At 74.3% G+C, this 22,877-nt stretch carries 24 protein-coding genes and 1 pseudogene; 7 read left to right on the top strand and 18 right to left on the bottom strand.

Annotation, left to right across the window (positions count from 1 at the left end):
* Window positions 1-91: 91 nt before the first annotated feature.
* Window positions 92-706 (top strand): annotated as a pseudogene (locus AB0E83_RS22815) (ATP-binding cassette domain-containing protein); the annotation flags it as partial.
* Entirely contained in the window at window positions 703-1,368 is a 666-nt protein-coding gene (locus AB0E83_RS22810; protein WP_362114755.1) for an ATP-binding cassette domain-containing protein, read from the top strand. The pseudogene AB0E83_RS22815 and the gene AB0E83_RS22810, both read left to right, overlap by 4 nt.
* Window positions 1,369-1,372: 4 nt before the next feature.
* Here AB0E83_RS22810 and AB0E83_RS22805 read toward each other — a convergent pair whose 3' ends face one another.
* On the bottom strand, window positions 1,373-1,978 hold the full coding sequence (locus tag AB0E83_RS22805) for a transglycosylase family protein (protein WP_362114767.1): 606 nt from the start codon (window positions 1,976-1,978) through the stop codon (window positions 1,373-1,375).
* 408 nt (window positions 1,979-2,386) lie between these two features.
* On the opposite strand from AB0E83_RS22805, the gene AB0E83_RS22800 reads away from it, so the two are divergent.
* On the top strand, window positions 2,387-3,169 hold the full coding sequence (locus tag AB0E83_RS22800) for a hypothetical protein (RefSeq protein WP_362114752.1): 783 nt from the start codon (window positions 2,387-2,389) through the stop codon (window positions 3,167-3,169).
* A 179-nt stretch (window positions 3,170-3,348) separates the two neighbouring features.
* Window positions 3,349-3,615, top strand: a complete 267-nt coding sequence (locus AB0E83_RS22795) for a hypothetical protein (protein ID WP_362114749.1) — start codon at window positions 3,349-3,351, stop codon at window positions 3,613-3,615.
* Window positions 3,616-3,711: 96 nt separating this feature from the next.
* Here the strand turns inward: AB0E83_RS22795 and der are convergent, their stop codons facing one another.
* From der to AB0E83_RS22770, 5 genes are all read right to left on the bottom strand, one after another.
* On the bottom strand, window positions 3,712-5,160 hold the full coding sequence (der, locus tag AB0E83_RS22790) for a ribosome biogenesis GTPase Der (protein ID WP_362114746.1): 1,449 nt from the start codon (window positions 5,158-5,160) through the stop codon (window positions 3,712-3,714).
* 76 nt (window positions 5,161-5,236) lie between these two features.
* A complete protein-coding gene (locus tag AB0E83_RS22785; protein ID WP_362114743.1) occupies window positions 5,237-5,881 on the bottom strand; it encodes a lysophospholipid acyltransferase family protein in 645 nt (214 codons plus the stop codon).
* The gene (gene cmk, locus AB0E83_RS22780) at window positions 5,878-6,552 is read right to left on the bottom strand and encodes a (d)CMP kinase (protein ID WP_362114740.1); all 675 of its coding nucleotides are present in this window, start codon (window positions 6,550-6,552) and stop codon (window positions 5,878-5,880) included. The genes AB0E83_RS22785 and cmk overlap by 4 nt, the downstream gene beginning before the upstream one ends.
* 497 nt (window positions 6,553-7,049) lie before the next feature.
* Window positions 7,050-8,138: a prephenate dehydrogenase gene (locus AB0E83_RS22775; RefSeq protein ID WP_362114737.1), complete on the bottom strand. Its 1,089-nt coding sequence runs from the start codon at window positions 8,136-8,138 to the stop codon at window positions 7,050-7,052.
* Between the two features lie 117 nt (window positions 8,139-8,255).
* The gene (locus AB0E83_RS22770) at window positions 8,256-8,717 is read right to left on the bottom strand and encodes a YidB family protein (RefSeq protein ID WP_362114734.1); all 462 of its coding nucleotides are present in this window, start codon (window positions 8,715-8,717) and stop codon (window positions 8,256-8,258) included.
* Between the two features lie 176 nt (window positions 8,718-8,893).
* Between AB0E83_RS22770 and AB0E83_RS22765 the strand changes: the two genes are divergently transcribed.
* Genes AB0E83_RS22765 through AB0E83_RS22755 form a run of 3 tightly spaced genes read left to right on the top strand, consistent with a single transcriptional unit; the run spans window position 8,894 to window position 10,470 of the window.
* A complete protein-coding gene (locus tag AB0E83_RS22765; RefSeq protein WP_362114731.1) occupies window positions 8,894-9,238 on the top strand; it encodes a DUF952 domain-containing protein in 345 nt (114 codons plus the stop codon).
* 55 nt (window positions 9,239-9,293) lie between these two features.
* Window positions 9,294-9,764 carry a Rieske (2Fe-2S) protein gene (locus tag AB0E83_RS22760; RefSeq protein WP_362114728.1) on the top strand — a complete coding sequence of 157 codons (471 nt, stop codon included), beginning with the start codon at window positions 9,294-9,296 and terminating at the stop codon, window positions 9,762-9,764.
* Window positions 9,765-9,780: 16 nt separating this feature from the next.
* Window positions 9,781-10,470, top strand: coding sequence for a nucleotidyltransferase domain-containing protein (locus AB0E83_RS22755; protein ID WP_362114764.1), 690 nt, complete (start codon window positions 9,781-9,783; stop codon window positions 10,468-10,470).
* Here AB0E83_RS22755 and AB0E83_RS22750 read toward each other — a convergent pair.
* The 12 genes from AB0E83_RS22750 to AB0E83_RS22695 form a co-directional block, all read right to left on the bottom strand.
* Window positions 10,450-11,220: a nucleotidyltransferase domain-containing protein gene (locus AB0E83_RS22750; protein ID WP_362114725.1), complete on the bottom strand. Its 771-nt coding sequence runs from the start codon at window positions 11,218-11,220 to the stop codon at window positions 10,450-10,452. The two genes, AB0E83_RS22755 and AB0E83_RS22750, sit on opposite strands and share 21 nt — an antisense overlap.
* A gap of 25 nt (window positions 11,221-11,245) precedes the next feature.
* Window positions 11,246-12,268, bottom strand: a complete 1,023-nt coding sequence (locus tag AB0E83_RS22745; RefSeq protein WP_362114722.1) for an ADP-ribosylglycohydrolase family protein — start codon at window positions 12,266-12,268, stop codon at window positions 11,246-11,248.
* Window positions 12,265-12,993 (bottom strand): NUDIX domain-containing protein, encoded by a 729-nt coding sequence (locus AB0E83_RS22740; RefSeq protein WP_362114719.1) that lies wholly within the window; start codon window positions 12,991-12,993, stop codon window positions 12,265-12,267. Before AB0E83_RS22740 ends, AB0E83_RS22745 begins: the two co-directional genes overlap by 4 nt.
* Window positions 12,990-14,069, bottom strand: coding sequence for an AAA family ATPase (locus tag AB0E83_RS22735; protein ID WP_362114716.1), 1,080 nt, complete (start codon window positions 14,067-14,069; stop codon window positions 12,990-12,992). Before AB0E83_RS22735 ends, AB0E83_RS22740 begins: the two co-directional genes overlap by 4 nt.
* Window positions 14,066-14,719 (bottom strand): nicotinamide riboside transporter PnuC, encoded by a 654-nt coding sequence (gene pnuC, locus AB0E83_RS22730; protein WP_362114713.1) that lies wholly within the window; start codon window positions 14,717-14,719, stop codon window positions 14,066-14,068. Before pnuC ends, AB0E83_RS22735 begins: the two co-directional genes overlap by 4 nt.
* Before the next feature lie 112 nt (window positions 14,720-14,831).
* The gene (locus tag AB0E83_RS22725) at window positions 14,832-15,953 is read right to left on the bottom strand and encodes a pseudouridine synthase (RefSeq protein ID WP_362114710.1); all 1,122 of its coding nucleotides are present in this window, start codon (window positions 15,951-15,953) and stop codon (window positions 14,832-14,834) included.
* Window positions 15,953-16,555, bottom strand: a complete 603-nt coding sequence (gene scpB, locus AB0E83_RS22720) for an SMC-Scp complex subunit ScpB (RefSeq protein WP_362114707.1) — start codon at window positions 16,553-16,555, stop codon at window positions 15,953-15,955. Before scpB ends, AB0E83_RS22725 begins: the two co-directional genes overlap by 1 nt.
* The gene (locus tag AB0E83_RS22715) at window positions 16,552-17,550 is read right to left on the bottom strand and encodes a segregation/condensation protein A (RefSeq protein WP_362114704.1); all 999 of its coding nucleotides are present in this window, start codon (window positions 17,548-17,550) and stop codon (window positions 16,552-16,554) included. The genes scpB and AB0E83_RS22715 overlap by 4 nt, the downstream gene beginning before the upstream one ends.
* A gap of 48 nt (window positions 17,551-17,598) precedes the next feature.
* Window positions 17,599-18,117 (bottom strand): hypothetical protein, encoded by a 519-nt coding sequence (locus AB0E83_RS22710; RefSeq protein WP_362114701.1) that lies wholly within the window; start codon window positions 18,115-18,117, stop codon window positions 17,599-17,601.
* Window positions 18,102-19,145: a ParA family protein gene (locus AB0E83_RS22705; RefSeq protein WP_226651714.1), complete on the bottom strand. Its 1,044-nt coding sequence runs from the start codon at window positions 19,143-19,145 to the stop codon at window positions 18,102-18,104. Before AB0E83_RS22705 ends, AB0E83_RS22710 begins: the two co-directional genes overlap by 16 nt.
* A gap of 452 nt (window positions 19,146-19,597) precedes the next feature.
* Window positions 19,598-20,713 (bottom strand): alanine dehydrogenase, encoded by a 1,116-nt coding sequence (ald, locus tag AB0E83_RS22700; RefSeq protein WP_362114698.1) that lies wholly within the window; start codon window positions 20,711-20,713, stop codon window positions 19,598-19,600.
* Window positions 20,714-20,859: 146 nt separating this feature from the next.
* Window positions 20,860-22,845 carry a tetratricopeptide repeat protein gene (locus tag AB0E83_RS22695; RefSeq protein WP_362114695.1) on the bottom strand — a complete coding sequence of 662 codons (1,986 nt, stop codon included), beginning with the start codon at window positions 22,843-22,845 and terminating at the stop codon, window positions 20,860-20,862.
* Window positions 22,846-22,877: the final 32 nt, after the last annotated feature.

Here is a 22,877-nt window from a genome sequence, read left to right as displayed (position 1 = left end):
GTGACCGACTACTGCCCGCACGGGGTGTGGGGGTGCGCGGACAATCCGCGGTCGGCCGAGGTGGTCAGGGGCGCGCTGGGAGCGCCCCGGCGGGGTGACGGCCCTGCGGGACGTGACGCTCGCGCTGCCGGCCGGCCGGGTCACCGCGCTCGTCGGGCCGAACGGCGCCGGGAAGAGCACGCTCTTCGACTGCCTCGCCGGGTCGGCGCGGCCCCGCCGCGGCCGGGTCCTGCTGGACGGCGCGGACATCACAGGCCGGCCCGCGCACGTCCGGGCCCGGCTGGGGATCGCCCGGACCTTCCAGCGGCTCGCCGTGTTCCCGTCCCTCTCCGTGGAGGAGAACGTGCGGGTGGGCGCCGAGCACGGCCGCCGGGGCCGCCGGGAGTCCCCGGACGCCGCCACCGAGCGGGCGCTGCTCCTGACCGGCCTCGCCGGACCGGTGCGGCACCGGCCCGCCGCGGGGCTGCCGACCGGGACGCTGCGCCGGGTCGAGCTGGCCCGGGCGCTGGCGGGCGGACCGCACACGCTGCTCCTGGACGAGCCGGCCGCGGGCCTGGACGCGGCGGAGGCGGCGGCCCTGTCCCGGCTGCTCGCCGCGCTCGCCGCCGACGGCCTGACGGTGCTGGTGGTCGAGCACGACCCGGACCTCGTCGCCGGCACCGCCCGTGCCGTCCGCACCATGGAGGGGGGCCGGCTGCGGTCATGAGCGTCGAGATGGAGCTGCGCGGCGCCCGGGTGCGCTACGGCCCGCTGGAGGCCCTGCACGGCCTGGACCTGCCGGTCCCGGCGGGCACGGTGACGGTCCTGGCCGGCCGGAACGGCGCGGGCCGCACCACGGCGCTGCGCGCGCTGGCCGGGACGGTGCGGCTCGCCGCGGGCCGGGTGCTCTGGCGCGGCGAGGACGTGACCGGGCTGCCGCCGGACGAGCGGGCCCGCCGCGGGCTGTGCTTCGTGCCGGACCGGGGCGCGGTGTACGAGGGGCTGACCGTCGCCGAGAACCTGGCGCTCGCGGGGCCGGACGCGCCGGTCCCGTACCCCGCGCTCCTCCCGCTGCTGCCCCGTCCGGCGGGGACGCTCTCCGGCGGGGAGCGGCGGATGCTGGCCGTGTCGCGGGCGCTCCTGCGCCCGGCCCGGGTGGTGCTCGCCGACGAGCCGGCCCTGGGCATGGCGCCGCCGGTCGCGGCCCGGACGTACGCGCTGCTCGCCGCGCTCGCCGTACGGGACGGCACGGCGGTGGTCCTGGCCGAGCAGCGGGTGCCGGACGGCCTGCCGCCCGGCACCCTCCTGCACGAACTGCGCCGCGGCACCCGCGTCTTCAGCGGCGAGGCGGCCGAGGTGGCGGAGGTGGCGGAGCCCCGTGCCCCCTAGGGGATCAGAGCGGCGCGATCCGCAGCATCGTGCCGACGTACAGCCGGTTCGGGTCGGGGCCGATGACGCTCTTGTTGGCCTCGTACAGGCGCTGCCAGCCGCCCTTGACGGCGAAGCGGCGGGCGACGGAGCCGAGGGTGTCGCCGGCCTGCACGGTGTGGACGCGGCCGCTGAGCCCGTACCGCTTGGAGCAGACGGGCCAGGCGCCCCAGCCCTGCACGCGCAGGACGTCCTCGGCGACGGTGATCTGCTGCTGCCGGGTGGCCAGGTCGGCGCGGCGGGCGAACTTCAGGCCGCCGAACTCGATCCAGGTGGGCTGCCAGAACTGGAGCCCGCCGTAGAAGCCGTTGCCGGTGTTGACGTCCCAGCGCCCGCTGCTCTCGCACTCGGCGACGCAGCCCCAGGGCCACTGGTCCTTCGCGCAGGCGTACGCGGGCGCGCCCGCCGGTCCCGCCGCGGGCGGCGGCGGGACGGCCCCGGTCTCCCCGGTCTCCGCGGTCCCGCCGGCCGTGTCCGTGCCCTCGCCCCGGGCGGCCGCGACGGCGGCCGCGGCGGCTTCGAGCGCGGCGGCGGCCTCGCCCGCCCCGACCTCGGCGAGGGTCCCGGCCAGGGCCGCCGCGTCCGGCGGTGCCGGTACCGCGGGCGCCCCGGGGGCGGGCCCGTCGTCACCGGGCGCGGCCAGGGCGGCGGGCGCCTGGTGGAGGGCGAGCAGCGTCGCCGCGGAGGCCGCCACGAGCGAGCCGGCCGTCCAAAATCGGATCATCGACATCGCCGCAGGCTAGGTCGGCCCCGCGCGGCCCGGACCCGTGCCGCGCGGAACACTGTTCACTTCCCACCCGGTCGGAGGCACCCGCGCCCGGGCCCTCCCCGCGCCGCCGTCCGCCCCGTTTCCGCGCGGCCCTCCGGCAAGTTGCCTCCCTCCGGCGCGTGACCCCGCCCGCGCCTGGCCCGTTGAACTCGGCATGAGACGCCCGGGAAAGGCCCGGGGTCCGTCCGTACCGATTCCAGGGAGCCCTCCGTGCCGCGCATGCTCGACGTCAGCGAGGACGTACGCGCCGAGATCGGCGACGAAGAAGCCGACCGGCTGCTCGCCGGCGACAACGCCCCGGGCAGCTACGACTGCACCTCCTGCCGCACGCCGGGCGACTCCGAGCAGGAGCGCACCTCCACGGTGCTGTTCGTCGGCGAGGAGACCGCGGTCCTCGCGTTCGCCCACGCCAGCTGCATCCCGTCCCAGGTCGTCCGGGTCGCCGAGGAGCAGCTCCAGGGCGCCGTCGCCTCCATCACGGCCGCCGACGCGGCCGACGCGCTGACCGCCGCCCACCCCGAGCAGGCGGTGCTCGGCGTCACCAGCGGCCTCGTCCTGATCGACGGCGAGCTGCACCCGGCGCTGGTCGTGGAGCCGACCGCGCCGGTGGCGCGCCCCGGCTCGGGCGGGCTCACCGACGAGTTCCTGTCGCTCCTCATGGAGCAGGGCTTCCAGCCGGTCTCCGACCTGAACACCAAGCCGGCCGCGCTGCCCGGCTGGTCCGTCCTGGTCGCGATGGGCCAGCTGCACTCGGTGCTCCAGCCCGGCGCGGGCGGCACGGGCCAGACCGCGTGGTGGCAGGCGCACCAGCCGCTCCAGGTCACCGAGGGCTGGCGCTCGGCGGCCAACAAGTCGCACACGGTGCTGGTCTTCGCCGCGCCCGTCGGCTCCATCGGCCAGCAGCCGCGCGAGGACCTGCTGCGCGACGCCCTGGAGAAGGCCGCGGCCAACGGGCGCCTGGTCGCCGCCGCGATGCCGCTGGCCGGTACCTGATGGACCAGGGGCGACCCGGGATAGGGCCGGCGCGCCCGTCCGGGGTGCCGACCGTGCCGCGGCCGCGGCGGGCCCCCCTTTCGGAGAGCCGCCCGCATCCGACGGACGGCGGGGTCGTTGGCACCTACGTGCACGCATACGACCCCTTCCCCCCGCCGCATCCGAGTCCGATCCCCGCCATGCGCCCGGCGCAGGACGGACCGGCCGGCTTCTCTGCGACGCCGATCTTCGATGCCCTGTACTCGGAGTACCGCCGGTCGTTCCGCACGCTTCCGGGGGACCGCAGCGGCGAGGAGGAGCTGGCGTTCCGGGGCTTCGGCACGGCCCGGAGCCCCGGCCTCCCGGGCCTCTACGGCCACCATCCCACGGCGTATCCGGCCGCCTGGCCGGCGCAGCACCATCCCCCGCACGCGGCGCTGCCGCCGGGGCTCCGCAGGAGCCCCTGAGCACGCCGGGAGCACGGCCGAGGGCCGGAGTCGTACGGTGACGACTCCGGCCCTCGGCCTTGCCCGTGGGCTCCCCTCACGGGGCCGCCCGCGGGGTCACTTCTTCTTGCCGCGCTTCTCGCGCACGCGCACCGAGATGTGGATCGGGGTGCCCTCGAAGCCGAACTCCTCGCGCAGCCGGCGCTCGATGAAGCGGCGGTAGCCCGCCTCCAGGAAGCCCGAGGCGAAGAGCACGAAGCGCGGGGGCTTGGTGCCGGCCTGGGTGCCGAAGAGGATGCGGGGCTGCTTGCCGCCGCGGATCGGGTGCGGGTGGGCGGCGACCAGCTCGCCGAGGAAGGCGTTGAGCCGGCCGGTGGGGACGCGGGTCTCCCAGCCGGCGAGGGCGGTCTCGATCGCCGGGACCAGCTTCTCCATGTGGCGGCCGGTCTTCGCGGAGACGTTGACCCGGGGCGCCCAGGAGACCTGCTGCATCTCGGTCTCGATCTCGCGCTCCAGGTAGTAGCGGCGCTCCTCGTCGAGCTCGTCCCACTTGTTGTAGGCGATGACGATGGCGCGGCCGGACTCGACGGCCATCGTGATGATCCGCTGGTCCTGCACCGAGATGTTGTCGGTGGTGTCGATCAGGATGACCGCGACCTCGGCCTTCTCGACGGCGGCGGCCGTGCGGAGGGAGGCGTAGTAGTCGGCGCCGGCCTGGAGGTGGACCTTCTTGCGGATGCCGGCGGTGTCGACGAACTTCCAGGTCTTCCCGCCGAGCTCGATCAGCTCGTCGACCGGGTCGCGGGTGGTGCCGGCCAGCTCGTTGACGACCACGCGGTCCTCGCCGGCCACCTTGTTGAGCAGGGAGGACTTGCCGACGTTGGGGCGGCCGATGAGGGCGATCCGGCGGGGGCCGCCGACGGCCTTGCCGAAGGTCTGCTCGGGGGCCTCGGGCAGCTTCCGCAGCACCTCGTCGAGGAGGTCGCCGGTGCCCCGGCCGTGCAGCGAGGAGACCGGGAACGGCTCGCCGAGGCCCAGGGACCAGAGCATGGCCGCGTCGGCCTCGCCGGACTGGCCGTCGACCTTGTTGGCGGCCAGCACGACCGGCTTGCCGGCGCGGCGGAGCAGCTTGACGACGGCCTCGTCGGTGTCGGTGGCGCCCACGGTGGCGTCCACGACGAAGAGGCAGGCGTCGGCGGCCTCGATGGCGTACTCGGCCTGGGTGGCGACGGAGGCGTCGATGCCGAGGACGTCCTGCTCCCAGCCGCCGGTGTCGACGACCTTGAAGCGGCGGCCGGCCCACTCGGCCTCGTAGGTGACGCGGTCGCGGGTGACGCCCGGCCGGTCCTCGACGACGGCCTCGCGGCGGCCGATGATGCGGTTCACCAGGGTGGACTTGCCGACGTTCGGACGGCCGACGACGGCGAGGACGGGGAGCGGGCCGTGGCCGGCCTCCTCGATCGCCTCCTCGACGTCCTCGATGTCGAAGCCCTCTTCCGCGGCGAGCTCCATGAACTCCGCGTACTCGGCGTCGCCAAGTGCCCCGTGGTCGTGCTGGTCGTTCATGAAGTCCGTTCCTTGATCATTCGTGGTCGGTGGTCCCGGCCGGCCGGAGCCGTGGGGCCACTACTCAGAGTGTCGCTCAGCGCCCGGTGAGACGCCTGGCGTTTTTCAGGTGGTCGGTGAGGTGCTCCTGGATGCGGAGCGTGGCCTCGTCCAGTGCCTTGCGGGTGCGCCGGCCGCTGCCGTCGCCGGCCTCGAAGGCGTCCCCGAAGACGACGTCCACCCGGCTGCGGAGGGCCGGCAGCCCCTTCACCAGCCGTCCGGGCCGCTCGGTGCTGCCCAGCACCGCGACCGGGACGATCGGGGCGCCGGAGCGGACGGCGAAGTAGGCGAGGCCAGCGCGGAGCGAGGCGAAGTCGCCCTCGCCGCGGGTCCCCTCGGGGAAGATCCCGAGGACACCGCCCCGCTCCAGCACGCCCAGCGCGTCGCCGATCGCCTTCCGGTCGGTGGACTCCCGGTCGACCTTGAGCTGCCCGATGCCTTCCAGGAAACCACCCAGCGGCCCGACGAACGCCTCCTTCTTGATGAGGAAGTGCACGGGGCGCGGGGCGGTGCCCATGAGCATGGGGCCGTCGATGTTGTGCGCGTGGTTCACGGCGAGGATGACGGGGCCGGAGGCCGGGACCCGCCAGGCGCCGAGCACGCGCGGCTTCCAGAAGCCGTACATCAGCCCGATGCCGATGCGACGGCCGACGGCGGCGCCCTTCGCGGAGGGCTGGGTCACTTGCCGCCCGCCCGCTTCTCCTCCACCAGGGTGACGACGCACTCGATGACCTGGTCGAGGGTGAGCTCGGTGGTGTCGACCTCGACGGCGTCGTCGGCCTTGGCGAGCGGGGAGGTCTTGCGGCTGGAGTCGGCCGCGTCCCGCTTGACCAGGGCCTCCTGGGTGGCGCGCACGTCGGCGCCCTTCAGCTCGCCGGAGCGGCGGGCGGCGCGGGCCTCGGGCGAGGCGGTGAGGAAGATCTTGAGGTCGGCGTCGGGGAGGACGGTGGTGCCGATGTCCCGGCCCTCGACGACGATGCCGGTCTCGGCGCCGCGGGCGATCGACCGCTGGAGCTCGGTGATGAGCGTGCGCACCTCCGGGACGGCGCTGACCGCGCTGACCTTGGAGGTGACCTCCTCGGTGCGGATCGGGCCGGAGGCGTCGACGCCGTCCACGGTGATGGTGGGCCGGGACGGGTCGGTGCCGGAGACGATGACCGGCTTGCCGGCGGCGTTCGCGACGGCGTCGGCGTCGGCGACGTCCACCCCGTTGCTGATCATCCACCAGGTGATGGCCCGGTACTGGGCGCCGGTGTCCAGGTAGCTCAGCCCCAGCTTGGCGGCGACCGCCTTCGAGGTGCTCGACTTGCCCGTGCCGGAGGGGCCGTCGATGGCGACGATCACGGATTCCACGGTGAGGGGGACCTTCCTGGGGTGGGCGGCGGCCCCGGCGGCAGTCCGGGACCCCTACAAGGTTACCGAGTCCCCCACCCCCATCCGGCCCAACGCCCACCACCCCCACGGACCCGAGCCCGTCACCCCGCACGGGCCGCGCCCGGCGCCCCCGGCTGGGCTGCGCCCGCCGTCGCTGTGGGCAGGCGTCCCGTGCGGGCTGCGCCCCCGTCCCTGTGGGCAGGCGTCCCGCAGGGCGGGACGGGTGGGCACAGGGACGGCGCCCCGTGCCGGGCCAAGGCTTCCCGGGCCTGAACCCGCACCCCTTGTACGACGCCGTACCGGTGCGGGTCCAGGCACCGGTACGGAGGCACCCGCAGAGGGTGCCGTTCCGTTGTGCCCACCCGTTCCGCCCTGCGGAACGCCTGCCCACAACGGAGCGGCGCGACCGCCCCCGCCGGGCGCAGCCCGCGACGAAACGGCGGGCGCGGCACGCGAAGGGTCGGTCCGGGGGCGGGTCAGGTGGTGCGGAGGGACCAGCCTCGGTCGCGGAGGGCCTGGGAGAGGGCGGGCGCGGCGGCCGGGTCGACCATGAGCTGGACGAGACCCGCCTGCTGCCCCGTCGCGTGCTCGATCCGGACGTCCTCGATGTTGACCCCCGCCCGCCCGGCGTCCGCGAAGATCCGGGCCAGCTCCCCGGGCTGGTCGCTGATGAGGACCGCGACGGTCTCGTAGGCCGTGGGCGCGGCCCCGTGCTTGCCGGGAACCCGGGCCCGCCCGGCGTTGCCGCGCCGCAGGACGTCCTCGACGCCCGCGACGCCGTCCCGCCGCTTCTCCTCGTCCGCGGACTCCAGCGCCCGCAGGGCCCGGACCGTCTCGTCGAGGTCGGCGGCGACGCCGGCCAGCACGTCGGCGACGGGCCCCGGGTTCGCGGAGAGGATGTCCACCCACATGCGCGGCTCGGACGCGGCGATCCGCGTGACGTCCCGGATGCCCTGCCCGCAGAGCCGTACGGCCGACTCCTCCGCCTCCTCCAGGCGCGCCGCGACCATCGAGGAGACCAGCTGGGGGGTGTGGGAGACGAGGGCCACCGCCCGGTCGTGGGCGTCGGCGTCCATGACGACGGGCACGGCCCCGCAGAGCGCGACGAGTTCGAGCGCGAGGTTGAGGACCTCGGTGTCGGTGTCCCGGGTGGGCGTGAGGACCCAGGGCCGGCCCTCGAAGAGGTCGGCGCCGGCGGCGAGCGGGCCGGAGCGCTCCTTGCCGGCCATGGGGTGGGTGCCGATGTACGGGGTGAGGTCGAGGCCCATCGCCGTCAGCTCCCGCTGCGGGCCGCCCTTGACGCTGGCCACGTCGAGGTAGCCCCGGGCGACCCCGGCCCGCATGGCCTCGGCGAGGGTGGCGGCGGTGTGCGCCGGCGGTACGGCGACGATCGCGAGGTCCACCCGCCCCTCGGGCTCCGCGTCGGTGCCCGCGCCGAGCGCGGCGGCGGTCCGGGCGCTCGCCGGGTCGTGGTCGCGGAGGTGGACCGTGACGCCCCGGCCGGCGAGGGCGAGGGCGGCGGAGGTGCCGATCAGTCCGGTTCCGATGACGAGCGCTGTTCTCACGGGGGCTGTCCTTGGGGCGCGAAGGGGTGAACGCCCAGCCTAGTCAGCCGCGCCCCGCACCCGCGCGTGCGCCCGCCCCACGAGACGCGGGACGGGCGCGCGGGGGCGGCGGGGAGCTCAGAGCTTCTGGGCCCGGATGATGTCCTCCAGCGACTCGCCCTGCGGCAGCGATCCGCCGGGCGTCAGCTTGTCGACCGCCCGCGGCAGCGACTGCGCGATCTCGTCGGCGGCCTGCTCCGGGGTGACCCCGGCGTCCCGGGCGACCTTCTGGAGGGTCTCGTCGGGGAGGGCCCGGGCGATCTGGGCGCCGTCGACGGGCTTGTTCTCACCGGTGCCGATCCAGGACTGCGCCTGGTCGGCGAGGCCCGACCTGGTGAGCATGTCGAGGAGTCCGCCGAGCGGGTTCTGGCCGCCCGCGCCGCCGCCCTGCCCGCCGGCCTGGCCACCACCCTGCCCGCCGCCCGCGAGGGCGCCGAGGAGGGAGCCCAGGATGCCGCCGGCGCCCCCGCCGCCCTGGCCCCCGCCACCGCCCCCGCCGAGCAGGGAGCCGAGGAGACTGCCGAGATCGTTTCCCGCCATGGTTCCGCCTTTCGCGCGGTGAGAGCCGGTGAGGACCGGTGAGGACCGGTGAGAACGGGTCGAGAAGACCGGTGAGAACGGGTCCGGAGGAAGACCGGACAGGGACAATCTCACCCATGTCCGGACACTCCGCCACCCGGAGTAGTCCCGGAACCGCGAAGGGATAGAAAGGGCGGATGCTGCTCCATGTCATTCCCCTGGACAAGTGGGACGAGTGGTCCGCGGACCCCGCCCTCCCCTACGCCCCGCCGTCGCTCGCCGCCGAGGGCTTCGTGCACTGCTCGGCGGACGAGCAGGCGGCCCTGGCGGTCGCCGACGCCCGTTACCGGGACGTGCCGGGCCCGCTCCTGGCGCTGGTGATCGACGAGTCCCTGCTCTCCGCCGAGGTCCGCTGGGAGGGCTCGGAGGACCGGCTCTTCCCGCACGTGTACGGGCCGGTCGAGCGGGCCGCGGTGACCGCCGTCCTGGAGGCGGTGCGGGAGGCGGACGGCCGTGCGAGGGAGTTGGCGCCCTGGGTCTAGCCGGGTCCCGGCGTGTTGCGGGGGCGGCGGTGCGGACCCGGCGAAGCTGGTCCGCATGACTTCACGGACGACACCCCGCAGGACGGTCCTGTTCGCCGCGGCGGCCCTGACGACGGCGACCGCGGCGACGGCCACCGGCTGCGGCTCGGACGACGGCACGGGCGGCGACGGCGGTACGGAGTCGGGCGCCCCGGCCTCCGCGGAGCCCACCGGCACCGCCTCCAGCGCGCCGGGCGGCGGCACCCCGCTGGCGAGCACCTCGGAGATCCCGGTGGGCGGCGGCACGGTCTTCGCGGACCGCAAGGTGGTCGTCACCCAGCCCGTGGAGGGCGAGTTCCGGGCCTTCTCGGCGATCTGCACCCACCAGGGCTGCACGGTGAACAAGGTCGCGGACGGCACCATCGACTGTCCCTGTCATGGCTCGAAGTTCGCCATCGCCGACGGCGCGGTGAAGGCCGGTCCGGCGCCGCGTCCGCTGCCCGCCGAGGAGATCACCGTCTCCGGGGAGACGATCACCCTGGCGTAGCCTGGCCGCCATGGACATGTCCCCCGAGGCGCTGGTGCGCGAACACACCGTGTACGCCTGTGTGATGGGGTCGCGCGCCTTCGGCCTGGCGACCGAGGAGAGCGACACCGACGTGCGGGGCGTCTACCTCGCCCCGACGCCGCTCTTCTGGCGCTTCGACAAGCCCCCGGCCCACGTCGAGGGTCCGGCCCCGGAGCAGTTCAGCTGGGAGCTGGAACGCTTCTGCGAACTGGCCCTGCGCAACAACCCCAACGTCCTGGAGTGCCTCCACTCCCCGCTCGTCACCCACGCCACCGAGTGGGGACGCGAACTCCTCGACCTGCGCGGCGCCTTCCTCTCCCGGCAGGCCCACGGCACCTTCGTGCGGTACGCGGGCGGCCAGCGCCGCAAGCTGGAGGCGGACGTGCGCCAGTACGGGCATCCGCGCTGGAAGCACGCCATGCACCTGCTGCGCCTCCTGGCGAGCTGCCGGGACCTGCTACGCACCGGCGAGCTGCGGATCGAGGTGGGCGGGGACCGGGAGCGGCTGCTCGCCGTCAAGCGCGGCGAGGTGCCGTGGCCGGAGGTGGAGGCGTGGATGAACCGCCTCCAGGACGAGGCCGACGACGCGCTCGCCGCCTCCCCGCTCCCGTCCGCCCCCGACCACGCGCGCGTGCAGGACCTCCTGGTCCGCGCCCGCCGCGCCTCAGCCCTCCAAGAGCTCTAGCCGGGCCCGTACGACGAGGTCGTGGAGGGCGTCGTACGCGCTCACCTCGTCCGCGAGGCCCGAGGCGGCCCGCGCCGCGTCCAGCACGCCGTGCAGGGCCTCGACCTCGGCCCGTACCTCCTCCACCGCGACGGCGGCGGCGCCGTGCTCGGCGGCCGTCTTCGCGGCGACCAGGTCGGGGATCCGGGCCGGGGCCTCCGGCACCTCGCCGACGAGGGCGGGCAGGTGGGCCTGGACCTCGCCGGAGCGCATGAGGTGGATGCCGGTGAGCAGCGCCCGGTAGGTGTAGAGCAGCGGCTTGAGCTCGCCGCTCTTCTCGAAGAGGCGCCACTGGGTGGCGGCGAAGCCCCGGTAGTGGTGGGCGTGGTGGGTGGTGAGCACCCCGGGCACGAGGGCGGCGAGCTCGGCGTGGACCGGGGTGGTGTGCACGACCAGCGGGGAGGTGAGCTGCTCCAGGACGTAGCCGTTGCGGCGCAGCATCAGCCGGGCGAACTTCCGCAGGTCGTGCGTGACGAGGTCCATCTCGACGCCGTCCCGGGTCCACATCCGTTCCCGGGTCTCCTCGGGCTCCCGGAGCCCGACCAGCGCCCCGGCCGGCAGCAGGTGGACGCCCCGCAGGTCCACGTCGGAGTCGCGGGACGGGAAGCCGTACAGGTGGGCGCCGGAGACCGTCGCGAAGAGCAGGGGGTCGGGCTCCTCGGCGACGACGGCGGTCAGGTCGGCCTCGTGGGCCTGAAGGGTGAGCGTCATGGGACCGAAGCCTCCCAGAATTCGATCAGGCGTCCCAGAGGGCCCCGAGCTCCAGCAGCTCGTCCCGGTGCTCGATCCGCGCGGTCCACTCCGCCGGCCAGGCGTCCGCGCCCAGATGGGCCCCGGCGAAGGCGCCGGCGAGGGCGGCGATCGAGTCGGAGTCGCCACGGGTGCAGGCGGCCCGGCGCAGGGCGGTCAGCGGTTCGCCGGGGAAGAGCAGGAAGCAGAGCAGCCCGGTGGCGAGCGCCTCCTCCGCGATCCAGCCGTCGCCCGTGTACGTGCAGGGGTCGAGCTCCGGGTCGGCGGTGCGCTGCACGGCGTCGAGCCGTTCGAGCACGGCGAGGCACTCGTCCCAGCCGCGCCGGACGAAGTGCCGGGCGTCGGGGTCCTGGGAGCGGGTCCACAGGTCGCCGAGCCAGCGCTCGCGGTAGGTGTCCCGGCTCTCGTACGCGTACGAGCGCAGTTGCCCGACGAGCCCGGCCGGGTCGACCCCCTGGGCGAGCAGCCACACGGCCCGCGCGGTCAGGTCGGAGGCGGCGAGCCCGGTGGGGTGCCCGTGGGTGAGCGCGGCCTGGAGCTGGGCGGCGCCGGCCCGCTGCTCCTCGCTCAGGCCGGGGACGAGTCCGATGGGCGCGACCCGCATGTTGGCCCCGCACCCCTTGGAGTGGATCTGGCTGGCGTCCTGCCAGGCCCGGTCGCTGTCGAGGAGCATGCAGGCGCGCATGCAGGTGTTGCCGGGGGCGCGGTTGTTCTCCGGGGAGTGGTACCAGTCGACGTACTCGTCGCGGACCGGCCGGGCGAGCCGGAGCGGGGCGAGCGGGCCCCGTTCCATGGCGGTCCGGATGCCCCGGGCGAAGGCGAGCGTCATCTGGGTGTCGTCGGTGATGTACGCGGTCCCCCGCGTCACCGGCAGCTCCATCGTCCGCCACGGCCCGCACTTGGCGAGGATCGACGGCACGTCGTTGAACTCGGTGGGGAAGCCCAGCGCGTCCCCCAGCGCCAGCCCCATCAGCGTCCCGGTCGCGGCCTTCTTCGGCGTGCGGGTCATGCGGATCGTCCTTCCGGTCGGAGCAGCGGCGGGTGGAGGGTGGTGGCCTCCCCCGCCCGGTAGAGCGCGGCCGGTTTCCCCCGTCCGCCGGTGCGGCGCGGCGGTCCTTCCACGGCCTCGACGAAGCCGGGCGTGGTGAGGACCTTGCGCCGGAAGTTGGGGCGGTCCAGCGGGACGCCCCAGACCGTCTCGTACACCTCCCTGAGCTCGCCGAGGGTGAACTCGGGCGGGCAGAAGGCGGTGGCGAGGCAGGTGTACTCCAGCTTGGCGCCGACGCGTTCGCGGGCGTCGGCGAGGATCAGGTCGTGGTCGAAGGCGAGCGGCGGGACCTCGTCGTAGGGCAGCCAGCGGGCCTCCGCCGCGTCGCCGCCGCCGCGGGGTTCGGGCAGGTCGGGGACGAGCGCCGTGTACGCGACCGAGACGACCCGCATCCGGGGGTCGCGGTCGGGTTCGGTGTAGGTGCGGAGCTGTTCGAGGTGGAGTCCGGCGACGGTGGCCCCGGGCAGTCCGGTCTCCTCGGCGAGTTCGCGGCGGGCGGCGGCGCCGGCGGACTCGCGGGGCAGCACGAAGCCGCCGGGGAGCGCCCAGGCGCCCGCGTACGGCTCCTGGCCGCGCTGGACGAGCAGGGCGTGCAGCCGGCCGGCGCGGACGGTGAGGACGGCGAGGTCGACGGTGACGGCGAAGGGCTCGAAGGCCCGGGGGTCGTACCCCTCGGGGAGGTTCATCGGCGCTCCGGCAGGGGGTCGGTGAGGTGCGGGCCCTCGGCGAGCAGGGCGTCGACGGCGGCGACGGCGGTGGCGAGGCGTTCCTCGTGGGGGCCGGTGAGGACGACCGTGCGGCGGCCGCTGTGGGCGAGCTGGGCGAGGAAGCGGGCGGTCATCCAGGGCCGGAGGTGTTCGCCGTCGCGCAGGCCGTCGTCCTCGAAGGGGACGCCCCGGTGGTCGGTGAGGAGCCACAGGTGCTGGCGGCCCCGGGCGGCGATCTCGCCGGTGGCGGCGCTGGTGGTGCCCAGGTAGCGCTCGTGCCAGATGGTGGTGGCGAAGGCGTCGGTGTCGCAGAAGAGGACGGGCGAGCCGTCGCGGGCGGCCTCCTCCTCCAGCTCGGCCTGGCGCTGGGCGATGACGGGGAAGTCGGAGGAGCGGAAGACGACCTCGGACCAGTCGGCGCCGGGGCGCTCGGCGCGGAGTTCGGCGAGCTTGAGCTCGCTGTACTCGCGGCCGTACTCGGGGACGTACCGGGTGCGCGCCCAGACCCCGCCGCGCCGCCGGTAGTGGTCGGCGAGGGCGAGGGCCATGGTGGTGGTGCCGGTGGACTCGGCGCCGAGGACGACGACCCGGCGGGTGAGCGCGGCCCGCACGGGCGGGGCGAGGAAGTCCCAGCGGCCGGCGGGGTCGGCGCGGACGGCGGTGCCGGAGACGGGGAAGGCGGTGCGGTCCGGGTCGACGAGGACGGAGACGGCGCCGAAGCGGCGGGCGAGCTCGTCGCCGTACGTCTCCGAGGTGAAGACGGCGTCGACGGCCTCGGGGACGGCGGCCCTGAAGACGGCCATGTGGGCGTCCCAGACGCCGGGGTCGGTGAGGTCGACGGGGATGTCGTCGACGGCGCCGACGACGAGGGCGTCCGGGTGGACCTCGCGCATCCAGGCGACCCGGTCCTCCAGCGGCAGGGACTCCACGGAGGAGGCGCAGACGAGGACGGTGACGCGCTCGCAGGCGGCGAGGGCGGTGCGGACGAGGTGGTGGTGGCCGGCGTGCGGCGGGTAGAACTTGCCGAGGACGAGGCCGTGGCCGTACCGGGTCACGCCGCCGCCTCCAGCGGGCGCCGCGCGGCGGCGAGGTCGCGGCTCCAGCCGCGCAGGCCGAGGACGCACAGGGCCATGAAGCCGAGGTACAGCAGCGAGGTCAGGTAGAGGCCCTTGTGGGCGTACAGGGGGACGTAGACCACGTCGGCGGCGATCCACAGCCACCAGGACTCCAGGCGCTTGCGGCACTGGCCGTAGGTGGCCATGAGGGAGAGGCCGGTGGTGAGGGCGTCCCAGAAGGGGACGGTGGAGTCGGTGGCCCGGTCCAGGAGGAGGGTGAGGGCGAGGATCCCCACCGTCCCCGCCGCCGCCAGCCAGGCCCCTTCGGCGCGCGTGGTGCGCCGCACCGGAAGGGCCTCCGCGGAGCCTGGTCCACCCCCGTGGGTCCAGGTCCGCCAGCCGTAGGCGGCGAGGACGATGAAGACGATCTGGAGGCCGGCGTCGGCGTAGAGGCCGGCCTGGGCGAAGAGCAGCACGAAGAAGAGGTTGTTGGCGATGCCGACCGGCCAGTTGGCGACGTGCTGCCGGGCGACGAGCCAGACGCAGAGGGCGCCGCTGCCGAAGCCGAGGACCTCGGTCCAGGCGACCGGGGTGTCCAGCAGCGTGAAGAGGGGCCGCTGGAGGGGTTCGAGGATGTCCGCGAGGCTCACGCCCGCCTCCTTAAGAGTCACCCTGACTATAAATGGCGGCGGTGCTCGCACACAAGGCCGAAAAGAGAGGAGGCCCGTATCCACGCGGATACGGGCCTCCTCCGGAGGGGTCCTACAGACCGACTTCCTTCATCAGCATGCCGACCTCGGTGTTGGACAGGCGGCGCAGCCAGCCCGACTTCTGGTCGCCCAGGGTGATCGGGCCGAAGGCGGTGCGGACCAGCTTCTCGACCGGGAAGCCCGCCTCGGCGAGCATGCGGCGCACGATGTGCTTGCGGCCCTCGTGCAGCACGACCTCGACCAGGTAGTTCTTGCCGGTCTGCTCGACCACGCGGAAGTGGTCGGCGCGGGCGTAGCCGTCCTCCAGCTGGATGCCCTCCTTGAGCCGCTTGCCGACCTCGCGGGGCAGCGGGCCGGTGACGGCGGCCAGGTAGGTCTTCTTCACGCCGTACTTGGGGTGGGTGAGACGGTGGGCCAGCTCGCCGTGGTTGGTGAGCAGGATGATGCCCTCGGTCTCGGTGTCGAGCCGGCCGACGTGGAAGAGCCGGGTCTCGCGGTTGGTGACGTAGTCGCCCAGGCACTGGCGGCCGTCCGGGTCCTCCATGGTGGAGACGACGCCGGCCGGCTTGTTCAGGGCGAAGAACTGGTACGACTGGGTGGCGACGGTCAGGCCGTCGACCCGGATCTCGTCGCTGTCCTTCACCCGGAGGCCCTGCTCCAGGACGATCTCGCCGTTGACCTCGACGCGGGCCTGCTCGATCAGCTCCTCGCAGGCGCGCCGCGAGCCGTAACCGGCCCGGGCCAGCACCTTCTGGAGGCGCTCGCCCTCCTGCTCGGCGCCCGGGAAGGTCTTGGGGGTCTTGATCTCGGGCTTGTTCGCGTACCGCTCGCGGTTGCGCTCCTCGGCCCTGGCCTCGTACTCGCGCGAGCGCGCCGGGGCCGTGCGCCCGCCCCGCTGCGGCTGCTTCGGGGACTGCTTGGGGCCGCCCTTGGCACCGCCGCGGGCCGCGTCGCCGCGCCCCTTGCGGGGGCCGCCGGAGCCGCCCCTGCCGCTGTCCGAGGGCATGCTCACGTCGTAGCTGCGCTCCTCGGGACGGGTCTTGCGGGGACGGCCGGCGCTCTGGCCGCGCTCGTCGCGGTTGTTGCCCGCGCCCCGGTAGTTGCCGCGGCCGCCGCTCTTGGCACCACGGCTCCCGCCGTTGTTTCCGCTGTTCCTGCCGCTGCTGCTTCGCATCAAACTTCCGTCGTCTCTTCGTCCGCTGGTTCGTCCCTGTCGGGATCGAACGACGGAACGCCTTCCAGGGAGTCCGCTTCGACCGCGTCCGCCTCGGGGAGGAAGGGCGCGAGCTCCGGGAGTTCGTCCAGGCCCCTGAGGCCCATCCGCTCCAGGAAGTAGTTCGTCGTCCTGTACAGGATCGCACCTGTTTCGGGTTCCGTGCCCGCCTCCTCGACCAGACCCCGCTGGAGGAGGGTGCGCATCACGCCGTCGCAGTTGACCCCGCGGACCGCGGAGACCCGGGACCGGCTGACCGGCTGGCGGTACGCGACGACCGCCAGGGTCTCCAGGGCGGCCTGGGTCAGCCGGGCCTGCTGGCCGTCCAGGACGAAGGCCTCGACGGCGGCGGCGTGGTCGGGGCGGGTGTAGTAGCGCCAGCCGCCGGCGACCCGGCGCAGCTCGAAGCCGCGCCCGTCGGCGGTGTACTCGTCGGCCAGCTCGCGCAGGGCGTCGGCGACCTCGTGCGGGGCGCGGCCGAGGACCCGGGCGAGCCGCTCCTCGGTGGCGGGCTCGTCGACGACCATGAGGACGGCTTCGAGGGCGGGCTTGAGGTCGCTCATGCGGGCTCCGGTGCTTCCTGGTCGAATTCCTCGGTGACGCGGGTCTCGCCGTCCCCACCGGTCCAGGTGACCGCGAGGTCGCCGAGCGGGTCCTTCTGGTCGAGGGCGACGGCCTTCTCCCGGTAGAGCTCCAGGAGGGCCAGGAAGCGAGCGACGACGGTGAGGGTGTCCCCGGCGTCCTCGACGAGCTCCCGGAAGTCGGCGGTGCCGCGCTCGCGCAGCAGGGCGGCGACGATCCCCGCCTGCTCGCGGACGCTGACCAGCGGGGCGTGGATGTGGTCCACGTAGACCTGCGGCTTCGCCTTGGGCTGGAGGGCCTTCACGGCGAGCCGGGCGAGGCCCTCGGCGCCGATCGAGAGGACGACCTCGGGGAGCAGCGCGGCATGGTGCGGCTCCAGGCCGACGGTCCGGGGGTGGCGCCGGCCCTCGGCCTCCCACCGTTCGGCGAGGATCTCGGCGATCCGCTTGTACGCCCGGTACTGGAGGAGCCGGGCGAAGAGCAGGTCGCGGGCCTCCAGGAGGGCGAGGTCGGCCTCGTCCTCGACCTCGGCCGCGGGCAGCAGCCGGGCGGCCTTGAGGTCGAGCAGGGTGGCGGCGACGACCAGGAACTCGGTGGTCTGGTCGAGGTCCCCGTCCGGCCCGAGGGCCCGGATGTGGGCCATGAACTCGTCGGTGACCTGCGAGAGGGCGACCTCGGTGACGTCCAGCTTGTGTTTGGTGATCAGCTGGAGCAGCAGGTCGAACGGCCCCTCGAAGTTGGCGAGCCGCACGGTGAACCGCCCGTCCCCGGCCTCCCCGGCCCCCTCGGGGACGGCATCCGGTACGGACGCGGGCGCGGGATCCGGTACGGACGCGGGCTCCGGTTCGGGCCCGGTCCCGCCGTCCGGCGTGTCCGGCGCCGGTACGGGCCCGGGGCCGCCGGACGGGAGCCCGCCGCCCCGTCCCAGCGCGCGGCGGCGCGGTGGGCGGGACGTTTCGTCGGCGTGCGGGTGCATCGGGGGCGGTTCCAGGGGTGCGGGGGCGGGGCCGCCCGCAGGCTACCGTCAGCGGCCGCGCAGACGGCGGACGAGGATGCTCGCGTCGCCGCGGGACTCCAGGTCCGCCAGGACCACGGCGACCGCCTCGCGGACGATCCGGCCGCGGTCGACGGCGAGGCCGTGCTCGCCGCGGAGCACGAGCCGCGCGTGCTCCAGGTCCATCAGCTCCTCGGCGGAGACGTAGACCGTGATCTTCTCGTCGTGGCGCTCCCGGCCGCTGGGGCGCCGGTTGGTGGTCCGGCCCCGGCGCCGTGCGGGCGCCGCCGCCTGGGCGGCCGCCTTCACGGGGGCGGGCTGCTGCGCGGGGACCGACTCCGTCTCCCGGGCACGGGGCTCGGCCGCCTCCGAGTCGGCCGCCGCGTGCTCGGCGGAGCCGGGGGCGGTGCCGCCGTCCGCGCCGGCCGTCGGGTCGCTCTCTCCCGCCGGAGCGGGAACGGTTCGGCGGGGTGAGGACGCCTGGAGCGCCATCCCCCCGGTCGTACGGAAGAGTTCGTCGGCTCCGGGCAGACTCACTCGGCGTGACACCGGGCGAGCACCTCCCTGGCGAGCTGGCGGTAGGCGGCGGCGCCCACGGAGTTGGAGGCGTACGTGGTGATGGGCTCGCCGGCGACCGTGGTCTCCGGGAAGCGCACCGTCCGGCCGATCACCGTGTGGTAGACGTGGTCGTCGAAGGCCTCGACGACCCGCGCGAGCACCTCGCGGGAGTGCACGGTCCGGGAGTCGTACATGGTGGCGAGGATGCCGTCGAGCTCCAGCTCGGGGTTGAGCCGCTCCTGGACCTTCTCGATGGTCTCGGTCAGCAGGGCCACGCCGCGCAGCGCGAAGAACTCGCACTCCAGCGGCACGATGACCTTGTGAGCGGCCGTCAGGGCGTTCACGGTCAGCAGGCCGAGCGAGGGCTGACAGTCGATCACGATGTAGTCGTAGTCGTTCATCAGCGGCTTGAGGGCGCGCTGGAGCGTGGACTCGCGCGCGACCTCGGAGACCAGCTGCACCTCGGCGGCGGAGAGGTCGATGTTGCTCGGCAGCAGGTCCATGTTGGGGACCGCCGTCTTGAGCAGCACCTCGTCCGCCGACATGCCCCGCTCCATGAGCAGGTTGTAGACGGTGAGGTCGAGCTCCATCGGGTTCACGCCGAGGCCGACCGACAGGGCGCCCTGCGGGTCGAAGTCGACGAGCAGCACCCGTCGTCCGTACTCGGCGAGCGCGGCACCCAGGTTGATGGTCGACGTGGTCTTGCCGACGCCGCCCTTCTGGTTGCACATCGCGATGATCTTGGCGGGACCGTGGTCGGTCAGCGGGCCCGGGATCGGGAAGTACGGCAGCGGCCGTCCGGTCGGGCCGATCCGCTCGCGGCGCTGGCGGGCAGCGTCGGGCGCGAGGGTGGCCGCGTACTCCGGGTCGGGCTCGTACTCGGCGTCGGGGTCGTAGAAGTGCCCCTCGGGCAGCTCGTCGTAGGCGGCGAAGTGGGTGGACTCTCGGCCCATCTCGTTGCCGGCCGTGGCGTTCACGTGTAGGCCGTCCATCGTCTTCAGCGTGTGGGTTGTCGTCATGGGCTGGTGCGTCGCGAAGGTCCGCACCGCGACGGAGCCGACCGGGGCACCTGGCGCACCGCTCCCGGGAGTAAATGTCGACTCATTCACAAGTCGTCTTACCTCCTTGGACGTGACCAGGAACATTTATCGATAGGTCAGCGTGGCACCATGCCGACGGTTGGCGACTCTATGGCGTGTCACCGCTCCGCAGCAACACAATCGCCCGGACCCGGCCCGATGTGTCGGCAACCGAACACGCCTCTGTCAAGGGTGCGCGGCCACTCATCCACACGTTTCAGGGGTGTGCGAAACGGTTAAAGGGTTACGTTCGAGGCGAGTTGACCGAACGTTTTGGCGTGGCCGGAGACACAGCCGGCCGGACCTTGTCGAACAAGGTCCGGCCGGGTGCGTGACATTGACGGCGGGCGTTGACGGGGGCGTCGCCGGGGCCGTCGTCAGGGATGTCGGTGTCAGCCGATGAGGGTGCTCAGCTCGACGTGCTCGTAGCCGTGCGCCTCGGCCACCTCCTTGTAAACGACCTTGCCGTCATGGGTGTTGAGGCCCAGGGCGAGGGCGGAGTCGCGGCGGAGCGCCTCGACCCAGCCGTTGTTCGCCAGCGACACGATGTAGGGCAGCGTGGCGTTGGTGAGGGCGTAGGTGGAGGTGTTCGGGACCGCGCCGGGCATGTTGGCGACGCAGTAGAAGACCGAGTCGTGGACCTGGAAGGTCGGCTCGGCGTGGGTGGTCGGGTGGGAGTCCTCGAAGCAGCCGCCCTGGTCGATGGCAATGTCGACAAGGACACTTCCGGGCTTCATCTTGGCGACGAGCTCGTTGGTGACCAGCTTCGGAGCCTTGGCGCCCGGGATGAGGACGGCGCCGATGACGAGGTCGGCCTCGACGACGGCCTTCTCCAGCTCGTAGGCGTTGGAGACGATCGTCTGCACCTTGGTGCCGAAGATCTTGTCGGCCTCGCGGAGCTTGTTGATGTCCTTGTCGAGCAGGGTCACGTGGAAGCCCATGCCGACGGCGATCTGGGTGGCGTTCCAGCCGGAGACGCCGCCGCCGATGACGACGGCCTTGCCGGCGTGGGTGCCGGGGACGCCGCCGGGGAGGACGCCGCGGCCGCCGGCCGAGCGCATCAGGTGGTAGGCGCCGACCTGCGGGGCCAGGCGGCCCGCGACCTCGGACATCGGGGCGAGCAGCGGGAGCGCGCGGTTCGCGGTCTCGACGGTCTCGTACGCGATGGCGGTGGTGCCGGACTCCAGGAGGGCGTCCGTGCACTCCTTGGAGGCGGCGAGGTGCAGGTAGGTGAAGAGCGTCTGGTCCTTGCGGAGGCGGTGGTACTCCTCCGCGATCGGCTCCTTGACCTTGAGGAGCAGGTCCGCGGTGGCCCAGACCTCGTCGGCGGTGGCGAGGATCTCGGCGCCGGCGGCGACGTACTCCTCGTCCGTGATCGAGGAGCCGACGCCGGCGTTCTGCTCGATGAAGACCTGGTGGCCGTTGCGGACGAGCTCGTGGACACCGGCGGGGGTGATGGCCACGCGGAACTCGTTGTTCTTGACCTCGCGGGGGATGCCGACCTTCATCGTCGATCACGGTCCTTGAATCAGGGGGATAACTGGTGCACTGCGATACATACCCGGATGCACTGCGGCGCACCGGGGCAGACCACGTTCGAACGCGGCAGACCCAGTCTAATGAAGGAGTTCCCGCTGTCTAGCCTTTCAAAGTACTAATCTTCCGCAGACCCACTGCGGATTTCGTAGGCGAAGCGTTCCGTTTCCAGCAGCCGGTCCGCCGCGGTCCGGTGCAGCCGGGCCGCGGCGGGGTCGCCGAGCCGGTCGAGGGTGTCGGCGAGCCGCAGCCGGAGGGCCGCCTGGAGCCGGGTGTCCTGGGCGCGGCGGGCCCACTCGACCGCCTCCTCGCAGGTCCGCAGCGACTCCTCGGGGCGCCCGGCGTACTCCTGCACCCGGGCCGCCTCGCTCAACGCCCGTGCGTGGCCCGGGAGATCGCCGAGCCTGCGGTAGCCGGCCGCGGCCGCCCGCCAGTGCCGCAGGGCCTCCCCGTACCGGCCGGCGTAGGTCTGCACGGCGCCGAGGCGGGCGTACAGCCGCGCCTGGTCGGCCCGCTCGTCCCGGGCGAGGCGCTGGGCGAGGGCCCGGCCGTACCAGTCGCCGGCCCGCTGCCAGTCGCCGAGCTCCTGATAGCTGCCACCTACGGATTCCATTGCGCGACCGGTGGCGTACGGGTCATTTGCTTGCCTTCCGGCCTCCCATGCCAACCGATATCGCAGCAGAGCCTCCTTCGTGCGCCCGGTCCGGGCGTCGAGGTCGCCGAGGTTGAGCAGGGCCGCGGCCCGCTCTCGGTGCAGTCCGCGCCGCTCGGCCACGTCGAGGACGAGCCGGTGCAGCCCGTAGAGGTCGGGGGCGGCCGCCTCGGCGCCGCCGTGCGCGGTGAGCGCCCGCACCAGGGAGGCGATCAGCCGGCGGGCGAGGGTGTCGAGCTCGCCGTCGGCGACCGCCATCCGGGCGCAGGCGAGCAGCGCCGGCCTGCGGGAGGCCAGCCACTGCCCGGCGGCCTCGGGGGTGGGGAAGCGCAGGGCGCGCGGCAGGCCGGCGAGCTTGCGCCGGGCCGGGGAGCCCTCGGGTTCGGTGACCGCGCGGCAGGACTGGAGGAGCCGCACGGTCCGCTCCAGCATCCGGGCCCGGGCGAGCTGCACCTCGGCGGGCCGGTCGCGCTCCTCCAGCTGGGCGCGGAGCAGGGGGACGAGATGGCCGGGGACCTCGTACTGTCCGTCCCCCGCGTCGGCCACCAGTCCCAGGCGGGCGAAGTCCGCGAGGGTGGTGGCCGCCGCCGAGACCGAGCAGCCGGCCAGGGCGGAGGCGGTGTGGGCGTCGGCCCGGCCGAGCGGGGCGAGCGCCAGGTAGCGCAGTATCCGGGCGGCCGGCTGGGGCAGCGCCTGGTGGGCGAGGAGGAAGGTACGGGTGAGCGGGTCGCCGCTCAGGCCCCGGAGCCGCTTGGCGAGGTCGGCCACCGAGGTCTCGGGCCGGCCGGCCAGCCAGCCGCCGGCGAGGACCACCGCGCCGGGCAGCCCGCCGCACTCCTCGACCAGCGCCTCGGCGGCCTGCGGGTCGACGGTGATCCGGACCGAGCCGGTGGCGGAGGTCAGCAGCTCGATGGCCGACTTCGGGTCGAGGCCGCCGAGGGTGCAGGGCCGCACGTCCGGGATGCCGGTGAGCGGCCCCCGCGCCACCGCGACGACCAGGGCGTCCGGGTTGTCGGGGAGGAGGGGGTCGGCCTGCTCGGCGTCGACGGCGTCGTCGAGCAGCAGCACCGCCCGGCGGGTGGCGAGCGCCTCGCGGACCAGCTGGGTCAGCTCGTCCTCGGCGGCGCCGGGGGGTTCGGCGACCCCGAGGCCGCGGAGGAGTTCGCGGGCGGCCCGGGCGGTGGGGACGGGCTCCCCGCCGGGCTCGGTGAGCCGGACCCGGTGGACGCCGTCGGGGTAGCGGTCGGCGACGGAGGCGATCAGCTCCTCGGCGAGCGCGGTGCGGCCGGAGCCGGGACGGCCGGCGACGAGGAGGACACGGGCGCGGGGCTCCTTGCGGCCGGTGAGGGTGTCCAGGCCGGTCCGCTCGATGTCGGCGCGGAGGGCCTTCAACTCCCGCTGCCGGCCGTAGAACTGCCGGCTGCCGGCCGCTGCCACCGCCTGATCCGTCACGGGCCACACTCCCGTCCACCTGCGCACGAGCC

The sequence above is a fragment of the Streptomyces sp. NPDC035033 genome, from assembly GCF_040636735.1.
Taxonomy (GTDB): Bacteria; Actinomycetota; Actinomycetes; order Streptomycetales; family Streptomycetaceae; genus Streptomyces.
This window is presented reverse-complemented; position numbering and strand designations above follow the sequence as displayed.